This window comes from Rhizobium sp. P1_E6, from assembly GCF_056405875.1.
On the sequence record NZ_JBFUBG010000071.1, the window covers coordinates 22,330 to 34,196 of the forward strand.

Sequence of the window (11,867 nt, forward strand, 5' to 3'; positions counted from 1 at the left end):
AGGAGGGCCAAGCATGCTGCAGGAAACAATCGATCCTCTCGACAGGGCACGGCGGCTTGCCAAGGATTTTTCCGAACGCGCCGACCATTTCGATGCAAGCGGCGAATTTCCCTTCGAGAATTTCACCAGGCTTTACGAGGCCGGCCTGCTCGGATTGGTGACGGCATCCGAGCATGGCGGTCATGGCGGCGGCCTTGCGGATGCGCAGGCAGTGATCAGCGAGATCGCCCGCGGCGAGCCATCGACGGCGCTGGTACTCGCCATGCACTATAATAGCCACTATACGCTGCGACGGTTCGGAAAATGGCCGGCCCACCTTGCCGAACGGGTGCTTCTCGCCAACCGGCAGGGGCCAGCCCTGATCAATGCCGCTCAGGCCGAGCCGCGTATCGGCTCTCCCGCCCACGGCGCCTTGCCCGAGACGATTGCAAGGCGCGCGGGCAACAGTTGGCGTATCACCGGTCGCAAGACCTATGTGACCGGCATTCCGATCCTCAAATGGGTGTCGCTTCTGGCGTTGACCGATGAAGCCGAGCCACGGCTTGCCTCCTTCCTCGTGCCGACCGACAGCCCCGGCTTGACGATCGAGAAGACCTGGAACGCCACCGGGATGCACGCGACCGCCAGCGACGACATCATTCTTGAGGACGTCACCATCCCCTTCGAAGACCTGATCGAGGCGCAACCCGCTTCAGAGCCGATCCGGCGCGAGGAGCATGCGACGGCCTTCTTCTTCTCGCTGATCGGCGCCGTCTACCATGGGGTGGCGCTATCGGCCCGCGACAAGGTGCTCGCCTTTTCGGCACACCATGCGCCGGCAAGCCTCGGGGCGCCGATTGCGACCGTGCCCCGCATCCAGGATGGTCTTGGCGAGATCGAGGTCCGCCTGTCGACGAACGCCAGGTTGTTGCGCTCGCTCGGCGACGATGTCGATGCCGGCAGGCCCGTCGGCGTCGACGCCATGGCCGTGCGCCATGTGGTGATCGACAATGCGGTGGCCGTCACAAGTCTGGCGCTCGATCTTGCCGGCAATCCCGGGCTCAACAGGGATTTCGGGCTGGAGCGCCAGCATCGCGATGCCATCACCGGCCGCTCGCATGCACCACAGAACCACATGGTCCGGGCGATCGCTGCGAAAAACGCCCTTGCCCGTCTGGAGGCGGGGCGTATCTGAAACTCAACACGAGACGGGAGCGCCCGGCCAGCGCACTGAACTGGCCGGGCATCTGGAAAAATCAGGCATCCGGGCTCAGCCAGATCTGGCCGAAACTGTTGTTGATACCCTGCGCTCCGGGCGCGAAATTCCTGACCTTCTTGCTGGCGACGATCTGCGCCCCGGCGGCGACGAGATCGACCGACACGACATCCTCGTGAATGATGCGCTGGAACTGGTACCAGAAATCGCGCCGCTTGGCCTCGTCGGGCTCGACGGCGGCGGCTTCGAGCAGCCTGTCGACCTCCGGGTTGGCGTAGTGGCTGGCGTTTGAAAACACGAGGCCGATCTTGAAGTTTTTCGACCAGTAGGCGCGCTGCACGCCGAGCGTCGGATCGAAGGTATTGGATAGCGATTCAATCACCAGATCGAAGGCGCGATCCGTGTAAACAGTCTTCAGGAAGGTCGCGAGGTCGAATTTGAGGATCTCCGCGTCGATGCCGACGGCCGCCAGCGACTGGCGGATGAAATCGGCATAGGAGGGCTGCAGAAAGGAATTATAGGCAAGGCGCAGCTTGAAGCGTACGCCGTCTGCCCCGCGTGGGTAACCCGCCTCATCGAGCAGCTTTTCGGAAAGCTTGGCGTCCGGCTCGCGCGCCTTGATGCTCGGATCATACCATTTCGGCAATGCCGTGCTGATCGGGCTCGGCGAGACATTCGCATAGCCGAAGAGCGCGATATCGACGAGCTTCTGCAGGTCGATGGCATGCGCGATCGCCAGGCGGACATTGCGCTTGGTGAGAATTTCGTTTTCGTAGTTGAAGAACAGCTGCTGCTGAGGCCCGGAATAGGCATAGGTCGTCGTGTCCACCACCAGATTGGGATTGGCCTTGAGGCGCTCGATGTCGGCCAATGGAACCGGATTGGCCCCGATGTCGATCTCGCCGGTCTCGAGTGCTGCAGCGCGAGCGGACGGATCGAGGATGACACGCAGGATGACACGATCGAGATAGGGCTTTCCTGTGTCCCAGTAATTCGGGTTGCGCTCGAAGATCAGATGGCTGCCCGGAACCCATTCCTTCAGAAGAAAGGGGCCTGTTCCGATCGTCTGGGCAAGCTTGGGCTGCTCCTGCGGCTTGAAGGTTTCGTAGACATGTTTTGGCACGATCGGCGATTCCGAGCTGGAGAGCGCCGTGATGAGGTAGGGAGCGGGCTTGGTGAGAACCACGATTGCGGTACGCGGATCGGGCGTCTCGACGGCCGTCACATTCTGATAGGTGATCCGGCCGCGCGGATGAGCTTCCTTCAGTCGGAAAATGGTGAAGGCGACATCCGCCGATGTGAAGTCGGCGCCGTCATGCCATTTGACCCCCTCGCGCAACTTGAACGTATAACGCAATTGATCGTCGCTGACGGACCACTCCGTTGCGAGAAGCGGGATGGGATTGAGATCATAGTCGAAGTCGAAGAGGCCTTCGTTGATCTTCGGCCCGATCGCCTGCCCCGTACCCGAGGACGTATTGATGGCGATCAGGGCGCTTGGATCGGGATAGTAGGCCCAGTTGAGCGTACCGCCTCTGACAGGCGTCTCGGTTGCTGTGGCAGCGGCAAACTGGGGAACGCCTCCCAATGCAAGCCCGGCTGAACCCGCAAGGAGGAATCGATTGAACTGGCGGCGATTGATCGACATTGAAGGCTCCTAAGGCGGTGACGCTCGAAAAGCGTGCACGGAGCCCCATGCCCCGCTGCCAGAATGATCCCTTTGCGACCAGCTGAAGCAAAGGCAGATTTTCTATCCGCGCGGAGAAGCAAAGCTTGTCACGGAGGAGCGTCAAGTTCGAACGTCAATTGCGTCCGCTGCAAGTGACAGCGGACGTGCGCGACGACAGTGATTGCTGAAATAAGAGGTCTATCGACCGAGGTGTCCTAAAAGCCGGCGCGCGTTGCCGCCGGCGACAAGGTACCGCGCCGGAGCGTCCAGACCGGCGGCCGCGAGATTCTGGGCCAGAGCCTGCTGCGAAAGGGCGGATAGGATCGGCCAGTCCGTTCCGGCAAGAATGCGCTCCGCGCCAAAGAACTCCACAAGTATGGCGATGATCGACGGATCGTCGCCCATCGTATCGAAATAGACGTTCGGACGGTGCCCAGCTGCGCGGTTTTGCCGTGAGTAATGGCCGCCGCGCGCAGCCTGCACGACCGCCCCGAGGCCAAGGGTTGCGAAGACGAAGTTCAGATCCGGGAATTCGTCCAGCAGACCGTTTTCCAGAACCGACAGAAACGCCACGCCATTCATCAGCCCGCGGCCGAGGGAATTGCCGAGCTTGCCGGCGCCGGCAATGAGAATGTCGGCTTGCGGCGCATTGACGGGATGCACGAATACCGGCTTTCCGAGACGGGCAGCAACCGCGAGCGCGGGTCGGGCAACCGGATCTCCGATGAACTTGCCGTCCCGGTAGGAATCGACGACGAGGCCCGCCAATCCGAGCTCGCCAAGCGCCCGCTCCGCCTCGCGCGCGCCGGCCTCACCGGAAAAGGGATCGATCGTCGCCAGCGCGGCCAAGCGATCGGGATGGGCCTTGACCAGTCCGGCAAGCCAGTCGTTGACCTCGGCGATCACATGCGGATCGGCAGCGCCCTCCATCCCGAACAGACTTTCGATGGTCGTGCTCAGAACGGCTAGCGAGACACCGGCCGAGGAAAACTCGTCGATTAGGGAGGCCGGATCGACAATCTTCTTCAACACGGTATCTGCAAGTCCGGCGGATATACGCCTGCTGCCATCAGCACCCCATTCTGCGGGCCAGAGATGTGTATGAATGTCGACGATATCCAGTTCATTGCTCATATGCTGCCGCTCTCCTTGAATAACGATTCTCAGTGGTAGATTGTGTTCCGGCCTCAGGCTCCTGGGAGCCTCGTGCGATGATGGATCTCAAAGACGAGGCTGAAGAACTTACGGGCGATGAGCAGGCCCCATGCTTCTAAGCGGCCTCAAGCCCGTGGATACGCCTGATCTCCTCGGCGACCAGGGCCTGGAGCCGCCAGAGATTGCGATCGCGGATACCCTTCTCTTCGAGATGCTTGACGGTGAGATAGAGATATTCGGCACACGATCCCATATGTCCGCAAGCCCTTGCCAGGACCTGCGCGACGCTTTCGAGCGGTAGCCTGCGCAGCACACGCTTGCCTCTCGGCCCGGCCCAGAACGCCAGGGCGCGCAAAGGTCCCTGTGGAGTTTCGATCACTACCCAGCGGATGAAGGACGAGTCGGTGATCGTGCCGATCTCCCTGCGGATCATGCGACGGATCTGCCCCATGCGGTCCTCCTCCGAGAGCCTGTAGGCGACGCCGTTGCATTGTCCACCCTTCTCAAGCGCCATCATCAGGCCCGGCACGGCATCGGTTGCCCGCCATCGCGTCATCTGCAGACAAAAGGACCTGTGCCACCCGTGGGCTCGGGCACGGCACCATTCCACCGCATCGAAGTCCGGCTTCCAGATCAGCGAGCCATAGGCAAAGAGCCACAGTGGCTCGCCCGCCGCTTCATGAAACAGTCGCTCCGAGAGCGTCTGAAGTTCCTCGTCGCTCAGCGGAACACGATGGGGATCCGGTCCGGGGTCGGCTTCCAGCCTCAAGCTGAGTGAAACGAGATCGGCCGTCAGCGCCATCGTACGTAAGCCCGCAGGATGGCCCTTTTCTTCCGAGGCTGCCCCCAGGATCGATGAGACCGTCGACAAGAGCGCCTGCATCCTAATGGACCGTGAACTGGCTGAAATAGGTTTGTCGCTCACGCACTGCCCGGATGAGCAAGCCCGCCTCACGCATTATTGCGGTGAAGGTCGCATCGTCGGCCGATGCGATACTGCCCGACATGGTCTGGAGAATTCCGATCAGGCGTCCGACCGAGGCCCGGGACACCTCGTTCTGGCCTTCCAGCCCCTCGGCAAGAGCGCCGAGCGTTCTCACAATCTCGCCGATGATTTCGCGGCGACGCACCTGACCTGCAGGCGGATCGCCCGCCGCTTCCAGGACCGTGTCTTCCAAGTCCCCATCCATCATGGCCCGCCGCTTCATCGCCGTCGATCAAACCAGTCCGAGGACGAGTGCCAGAATGAAGGCAAACGAACCGGCTGCCGCGGCCTGATGCAGGCGCAGACAGAGGGGAGTAAGCCAACTGCCATGATGTCGGGGCAGGAAACGCTGATGATCGTTGGCAATTGCCATTGTCGCCTCCACTAGTACCAGATCGGAGCTGCCGCTCGCCAAAARGACAGTTCGTAGTCGAGAGCCGTCTGGCGGTCGTCGCCCGCAAGAACGCCCGGCGCGATCATCCGCCCGATCCCTCGCTCGTTGCGAAATCGGCTAAGTCCTGTGGCCAAAAGCCGAAGCATGCGTCGTTTCATGGCGAGCCTCTTTGATTATCTGCGCTAGGAAAACAGTTCCGCTCGCCTGGCGCTCAACAACAGGTCGCGAGGCGATGCCGTCGTTCCAAACAGCGTCAGCAGACGGTTCTCCTCGGACTTTGGCAGGCGATAGCGCCGCGCGAAGTCGGAGACGTTCCAGAATTCCTCGCCCACCGGCTTGGCTTCAGTCTTTTCCAGCAAGCTCTGATACATGGCCGCTCTATTCTGCCGCGCTGAGCGCCTGCCGGGAGCGCGGGAAAAATGCGTCGATCTCGCCGATGACTTCGTCGACGCGTCGTGAAAGCTGCTCGGAGGAAACGGTGTAGTCGGCAAAGTCCCCATCCGACGCATAGATTGCAGTTGGCAGGGTGTGGGACATGAAGAACCCGAACAGGGGGCGCAATTGATGTTCGACCATCAGCGCGTGTCGGTCACCGCCGCCCGTTGCAGTGATGATGATTGGCTTGGCCCGCAGTTCATGCGGTTCGATCAGATCGATCAGGTGTTTGAAGAGCCCCGGATAGGAGCCTTTATAGGTGGGGGAGCCGATGATCAGCAGATCCGCATTGACGATCTCGGAAACGACGGTTTCGGCCTGTTCATCCAGATCCTTGCGCCATGTGGCTTCACCGAGCGAGGGGCCGACATCGAGCATATCGTAGACCTTGGTGGCGAAGCCGTGTCTGTCGCTCGCAATGCGGGCGATGTGGCTGACGAGGGCCAGGGTCTTGGACGGGCGGTTGAAGCTGCCTGCAATACCAACAAGTCTGGGAACGGCCATGGGTCTTCCTTTCATCTGAGGCAGTATTGTCTATAAATTTAGTGGACTAAAGGAATGACGGTTCGCAATCGCAGGCATGCGGAAAAAACTTTGCTGCGTTAAAACTCGACCGCCAACACCGAACAGGCCACGGACGCGGCGGGCACCCATGCGCCAAGCCTCATGTGCCACCGTCATCCGCAGCCTTAGCCTGCTTGCACCTGGCGTTCGGCAATCCCCTCGAACGTTTCGGCTGGATAAGGCAGTCCGTATCGATCGCGAACCGTCTTGCCGTCATATTCCCGCCGATAGACGCCGCGATCCTGCAGGATCGGAACGACCTTCTCGACAAATTCCTCGATATCATCGGGCGCGCGGGGTGGCTGGAGCGTATAGCCATCCACGGTCCCATCCGCCCAGAGATCGATGATATCGTCGGCCACCTGCTCCGGAGTTCCAAGCAGCAAGCGATKGTGCCCCTCCGACCGGCGTACCGCCTGTCTTGCGGTGAGCTTCTCATGTGTCAGCAGATCGGAAAGGCCAAGCCCCATACCGACAGCCTGGAGGCGATTGGGATCTGGAATGAAGCGTTCGGCATCAAGCACAGCGTCCGGATCGAACCCCTCCGGATCGATGCCATGCTCTTTGGCGAAACGTGCAAGCAATCCGTCTTCCGAGCCGGCGCCGCTATAAAGCTCGTGCTTGCGCAACGCTTCCTCCCGGCTTTCGCCGAGGATCACAACAAGACCAGGGACGATGCGGATGCCGGAGGGATCGCGGCCGACCGCGGCCGCGCGATCCCTCACCTTCGCGCCGAAGACCCGGCCGGCACCGCGTGAAAGGATGTTGCAGTAGATGATTTCGCCGTGGCGTGCGGCAAGCTCGATGCCCCCCTCGGATGCGCCGGCCTGTGCAATGACCGGGTGGCCCTGCGGTCCTTTCGGCACATTGAGCGGCCCTCTGACGGAGAAGTAGGCACCCTGATGTTCAATCGGGTGGGCGCTTGCTGCATTCCAGAAGCGGTTTTCCGGCACCTCTCCGTCGCGCGCCGGATCCCAGCTCGCCCAGAGCTCCTTGGCGACATCGAGAAACTCGGAGGCCTTGGCGTAGCGTTCGGCTCGTGGCGGCAATGGCTCGGAGCCGAAATTGGCGGCGACATTCGGGTTGAAGGAAGACACGACGTTAACGATCAACCGGCCTCCCGAGATGATATCGGTCGATTGCACGCGCCGTGCGAAATTATACGGCGAATTGTAGGTCGAGGACATGGTGACAACGAAACCGATATCGGGAACCTGTGCCGAAAGCGCGGTACAGAGGATCAGAGGATCGATCGTGTGGAAGGGCCGGCTCGCCGGATCGGTCATCAGTGCAGGATGGTCTGAAAAGAACACTGCATCGAAACGTCCCCTATGTGCGAGCTCGGTCAGCCGGCGATAATAGTCCGGATCGTTGATGTCATGGCGGCTGCCGCTTCTGTATTTCCAGGCATTGGCGAGATAACCGGTCGTGTTGATGCCGACATTCAGATTGAGTTTGCGGTTGATGGACGTCATGGCTCAGGCAACCTCGCTCGTGGTGCCGAAAGGCGTGATGATCTTGCGGTAGCCGACGGCCGCCGGCTTCTTTCCGGAAACCGCGTATTCACCGACCACACGGTCGTGATAGATGCGCGGATTATGCGAGGTGATCGTGCGGGCGTTGCGCCAATGGCGATCGAGCGCGGTGGCACGTTTGGCGGCGGAGGCCCCGAGGGCGTCAAAAAGGATCGTCGTCGCCTCGAGGATCAGTGTCGAGACGACCGTGACGGACTGGCTCGTTTCGATGTCTGCGAGGAGATGAAGATTCGTCTGCTCCGGGTCGATGCCCGAAACATTGGCTTCGAAGGAGCGCTGCAAAGCCTCGGCGACGTTCAGCACGATCGCGCCGGCCGAATAGGCTCGCCCCCTGACGCGCCCGACCACTTCGAGCACCTGTGGGTCGTCGGCGCTGGTCGCGCCGTTGCCGCGCGGATAGATGCGTGCCCGGGCGCCGACATGCTGGGCAAGCTCGCCGGCGGCGGCCCGGCCGATCCCGGCAAGGCTTGCCAGATGCACGAGCTGGAAGAAGGCCGGCGTATAGGGAAAGCGGGCTGCGTCCGGCTTGATATGGTCGGGCTCCAGCCTGACATCCTTGAACCGCGCCGTGCCGCTTCCACTCATAGCCTGTCCAAAACCGTCCCAATCGTCGAGGATATCGACGCCTGGCGCCCGGGTCGGCACGAGGGCTGCGATGGGAGAACCTGATCCGTCGACGGCGGCGAGATTGATCCAGTCCGCATAGATCGAACCGGTCGTATAGAATTTCTGGCCGTTCAGGCGATAACCGTTTMCATCATTCAGGATCGTCGTCGAATGGTCGCCGACCTTGACGGTGGAAAGCTCGGAAAATCCGCTGCCGATCATCTCGCCGCGACCGAGACGGGTCAGCCATTCGTCGCGCCAATCACCCTTCGGCGCATTGAGCAGGTCTTCGGTAAAGCCGAGCTGGCTGCGGAAGATGTTGGTGATGTTCGGATCGGCGGCGGAAAGTTCGATCAGCAGGCCGAAAAGCTCCGGCAAGGTGAGTTCGAAGCCACCATGGGTCGACGGTATCCGTAGGGCGCCGAAGCCGGCATCCCGCAGCCACCGGACCTCCTCGAAAGGCAGGCGCCGTTGCTGATCCCTCTCGATCGCCGCCTGCCCTATCTCACGGAAGATGGCACGGAACGGCCCCGCGATCTCCTCGTAGCGCGCCGAAGGGCCGCGACCCCAGCCCTCATCGATCCTGGTCATGGGTCTACTTTCTCACTGTCATCGATTGCTCTGATGTTGATTTTACAGCCGGCTCGATCACGCCGAGCCAGTCCAGCAGTTGCACGCGCAGGCGGTTGACGTTCGCATCGCCGGGCGAGCGTGGCCGCGACAGGTCGACAACGACCTCATGGGCCAGCACGCCGTCACGCATCACGAGAACCCTGTCTGCAAGCAGAAGCGCCTCGTCGACATCGTGGGTAACGAGCAGCACGGCCTGGCGGTGTTTCTGCCAGAGATCGGCGACAAGCGCCTGGGCCTTGAGGCGGGTCAGGGCGTCGAGCGCTCCGAACGGCTCATCGAGCAGCAGGAGATCCGGGTTGCGCACGAGTGCGCGCGCCAGCGACGCCCGCTGCGCTTCCCCGCCCGAAAGATCCTTCGGCCAGGCATCGCCGCGGTGGGTCAGTCCGACCTCCTCGAGCGCCGCATTTGCACTTGCCCGGTCAGCGCGGCGTGGGAGTCCGGCGACGACATTGCTCCAGACCCGTTTCCAGGGAAACAGCCGAGGCGACTGGAAGGCCACGCCGCGACGCGGTGAAACAAAGACGTCACCCTCGATGTCGTGGTCAAGATCGGCAAGGATCCGCAAAAGTGTGCTCTTGCCGCAGCCGCTTGCCCCGAGCAGGGCAACGAATTCTCCCCGACGGATGTCGAGATCGAGACGATCGATGACGTTGCGCTTTCCAAAACGGCGCACCAGCCCGCGCACACTGACCGAAAGCCCCGTCGGGGTCGAAGCGGGAAGCGACATGTTCATGCTCCGTCGAAACTCTGGCGCCAGCTGAGCAGGAAACGTTCCAGGAGCCGGACGACGAGGTCCGCGCCGAGGCCGAGAAGCGCATAGATGGCAAGGCAAAGAATGATGATGTCGACGCGATAGACCTCGCGCGCATGGGTGATCAGGTAGCCGAGGCCGCCCTGAGCGTTGACGGTCTCGGCAAAGACGAGCGCCAGCCAGGCCGATCCGAGTGAATAGCGCAGCCCCACAAGCAGGTTGGGCAAGGCACCCGGCAGGATGACCTCTAGGATCAGCGCTGCACGGCCGAAGGATAGCGTGCGCGCAGCCTCGACCAGGGTCTTGTCGACATTGCGGATGCCCGCGAAGGTGTTGATGTAGAGGGGAAACGTGACGGCAAAGGCGACGAGCGTGACCTTGGGCGTCTCGTCTATCCCGAGCCAGATGATCAGCAGCGGCACGAGGCCGGCCCAGGGAAGCGTTCGCGCCATCTGCATCGGCGCGTCGATCATATCCTCACCAAGGCGCAACAGACCGGAGATGATGGCAAGACCGACGCCGGTAACGAAGCCGATGCCGAAGCCGATCACGACGCGCTGGAGCGACAGGAGAAGCGCTTCTGCAAGTTCGCCGCTTGAAATCATCTCGAGCAATGTCGCAAAGAGTGTCGCCGGGCCTGGAAGCAGGTCCTCGGAAACCAGGCCGTAGCGGATGCTGAGCCACCAGAGGGCAATGAGCGCCGCGGGGCCGAGGCACTTGCCAAGACCGCGCGGGACACTGCTACTCTTTTTCGTGCCGGCCCGGCTCCTCCCCGCCGGGACGATGCGCTCCAGGCCGGAAAGGAGCGGCTGCGGTGGAGCCGCTCCCCTTGCGGGAACGACCGGATGCGCGTTTGAAAACCGCGTGACCGTCGCCATCAGTTCGTCTTTGCCAGCTTCTTGTTCTCGTCGCCGATCAGGTCGCCGAAGTCCTTGACGACATAGTCGTCGACCTTGAATTCGCGCTTGAACTGGCCGGTCCCATGAAAATAGGCGACCTCCTTCTGCCAGCCGGCGAGCACGTCGCTATCGGTCGCGGCAACATATTCCACCCGCGAGCGGCTCGCCTGCAGCTTGGCTGCGTCCGGCGAGATCTGCGACAGCTTGGCGACCTGTTCGGCCCACTCGRCCGGATGGGCATTTACCCAGGCCTGGGCCCTGATGATGCGGCGTGTCAGGTCCTGGAGCGCTGCCTTGCGGGCCGGGTCCTCGACGGAGGACGTCGGCGCATAGAGCACGCCTGCCGTGTCGATCACCTTGCTGAGAGATTGCAGGATGCGCGCGCCGTGCTGCTGCTGGGCGATGGCGGTGTTCGGATCCCAGACGACGAAGGCGTCGACCTGGCTATTGACCAGCGCCGACAGCCCGTCCGTCGTGTTGAGGTTCAAGATCAGCTTGTCGTCAAAGGCGATACCGGCCGCTTCGAGCGCCTTGGCGAACTGATAGTGCTGCTTGGTGAAATACGGCAAGGCGACCTTGTGCCCCTTGAGATCGGCGACGCTTTGCAGCGTTGAATCGCCGCGCACCAGTATGGCGCTGCCACTCTCCTTGCGCTCAAGGGTGGCGGCAAGGATCGTCACCTTGACCCCGTTGGCGATCGCCGCAAGCACGCCGGTGTCCCCTCCGGCGGCGATATCGACGTGACCGGCACGCAGCGCCTCGACGAGAGGCGGGGTGGAATCGAAATCGGCCCATTTGATCTTGTAGGGAAGGTTTTCGATCTCGTTTGCGGCAATCAGCTGCCGATGCAGCCCGGTCTTGTTGGGCGTGCCGACCGTCAGCGTGAGGTTCGAAAGATCAGGGCCGCTTTGCGCCAGTGATACTGTCGCGAACAAGCCCGCAAGGGCAATGCCGATGCCGGCGCGATGAATGAGCCCGGTAATGCTGCTGAACTTCATAATTTCTTCCCTCCTGGCCGAGCGGCCTGGCCCCGCGTAGATTGACGT

General features: G+C 61.9%; 14 protein-coding genes. 1 reads left to right on the forward strand and 13 read right to left on the reverse strand.

Features of this window, described 5'->3' with window-relative positions; genetic code table 11:
- The first annotated feature begins 13 nt into the window (after positions 1-13).
- A complete protein-coding gene (locus AC1D35_RS25850; RefSeq protein WP_477940707.1) occupies positions 14-1,174 on the forward strand; it encodes an acyl-CoA dehydrogenase family protein in 1,161 nt (386 codons plus the stop codon).
- A gap of 61 nt (positions 1,175-1,235) precedes the next feature.
- Here the strand turns inward: AC1D35_RS25850 and AC1D35_RS25855 are convergent, their stop codons facing one another.
- The 13 genes from AC1D35_RS25855 to AC1D35_RS25915 form a co-directional block, all read right to left on the reverse strand.
- On the reverse strand, positions 1,236-2,843 hold the full coding sequence (locus AC1D35_RS25855; RefSeq protein WP_477940709.1) for an ABC transporter substrate-binding protein: 1,608 nt from the start codon (positions 2,841-2,843) through the stop codon (positions 1,236-1,238).
- Positions 2,844-3,062: 219 nt separating this feature from the next.
- Complete coding sequence (locus tag AC1D35_RS25860; RefSeq protein WP_477940711.1) at positions 3,063-3,998, reverse strand: amidohydrolase family protein; 936 nt, start codon at positions 3,996-3,998, stop codon at positions 3,063-3,065.
- Positions 3,999-4,134: 136 nt separating this feature from the next.
- Positions 4,135-4,821 carry a gamma-glutamylcyclotransferase gene (locus AC1D35_RS25865; protein ID WP_477940730.1) on the reverse strand — a complete coding sequence of 229 codons (687 nt, stop codon included), beginning with the start codon at positions 4,819-4,821 and terminating at the stop codon, positions 4,135-4,137.
- 82 nt (positions 4,822-4,903) lie between these two features.
- Positions 4,904-5,197 carry a hypothetical protein gene (locus AC1D35_RS25870; RefSeq protein ID WP_477940713.1) on the reverse strand — a complete coding sequence of 98 codons (294 nt, stop codon included), beginning with the start codon at positions 5,195-5,197 and terminating at the stop codon, positions 4,904-4,906.
- 39 nt (positions 5,198-5,236) lie between these two features.
- Positions 5,237-5,377 carry a hypothetical protein gene (locus AC1D35_RS25875; RefSeq protein WP_162747232.1) on the reverse strand — a complete coding sequence of 47 codons (141 nt, stop codon included), beginning with the start codon at positions 5,375-5,377 and terminating at the stop codon, positions 5,237-5,239.
- An 11-nt stretch (positions 5,378-5,388) separates the two neighbouring features.
- Positions 5,389-5,556, reverse strand: coding sequence for a hypothetical protein (locus tag AC1D35_RS25880; protein WP_477940715.1), 168 nt, complete (start codon positions 5,554-5,556; stop codon positions 5,389-5,391).
- A 24-nt stretch (positions 5,557-5,580) separates the two neighbouring features.
- Complete coding sequence (locus AC1D35_RS25885) at positions 5,581-5,769, reverse strand: hypothetical protein (RefSeq protein WP_477940717.1); 189 nt, start codon at positions 5,767-5,769, stop codon at positions 5,581-5,583.
- 7 nt (positions 5,770-5,776) lie between these two features.
- Positions 5,777-6,337, reverse strand: a complete 561-nt coding sequence (gene msuE / locus AC1D35_RS25890; RefSeq protein WP_477940719.1) for an FMN reductase — start codon at positions 6,335-6,337, stop codon at positions 5,777-5,779.
- A gap of 185 nt (positions 6,338-6,522) precedes the next feature.
- The gene (locus tag AC1D35_RS25895; RefSeq protein ID WP_477940721.1) at positions 6,523-7,872 is read right to left on the reverse strand and encodes an NtaA/DmoA family FMN-dependent monooxygenase; all 1,350 of its coding nucleotides are present in this window, start codon (positions 7,870-7,872) and stop codon (positions 6,523-6,525) included.
- A 3-nt stretch (positions 7,873-7,875) separates the two neighbouring features.
- A complete protein-coding gene (locus AC1D35_RS25900; RefSeq protein WP_477940723.1) occupies positions 7,876-9,129 on the reverse strand; it encodes an acyl-CoA dehydrogenase family protein in 1,254 nt (417 codons plus the stop codon).
- Positions 9,130-9,133: 4 nt separating this feature from the next.
- A complete protein-coding gene (locus AC1D35_RS25905; protein WP_477940725.1) occupies positions 9,134-9,904 on the reverse strand; it encodes an ABC transporter ATP-binding protein in 771 nt (256 codons plus the stop codon).
- Positions 9,901-10,800 carry an ABC transporter permease gene (locus AC1D35_RS25910; protein WP_477940727.1) on the reverse strand — a complete coding sequence of 300 codons (900 nt, stop codon included), beginning with the start codon at positions 10,798-10,800 and terminating at the stop codon, positions 9,901-9,903. Before AC1D35_RS25910 ends, AC1D35_RS25905 begins: the two co-directional genes overlap by 4 nt.
- Positions 10,800-11,819, reverse strand: coding sequence for an ABC transporter substrate-binding protein (locus tag AC1D35_RS25915; protein ID WP_477940729.1), 1,020 nt, complete (start codon positions 11,817-11,819; stop codon positions 10,800-10,802). Before AC1D35_RS25915 ends, AC1D35_RS25910 begins: the two co-directional genes overlap by 1 nt.
- Positions 11,820-11,867 lie beyond the last annotated feature (48 nt).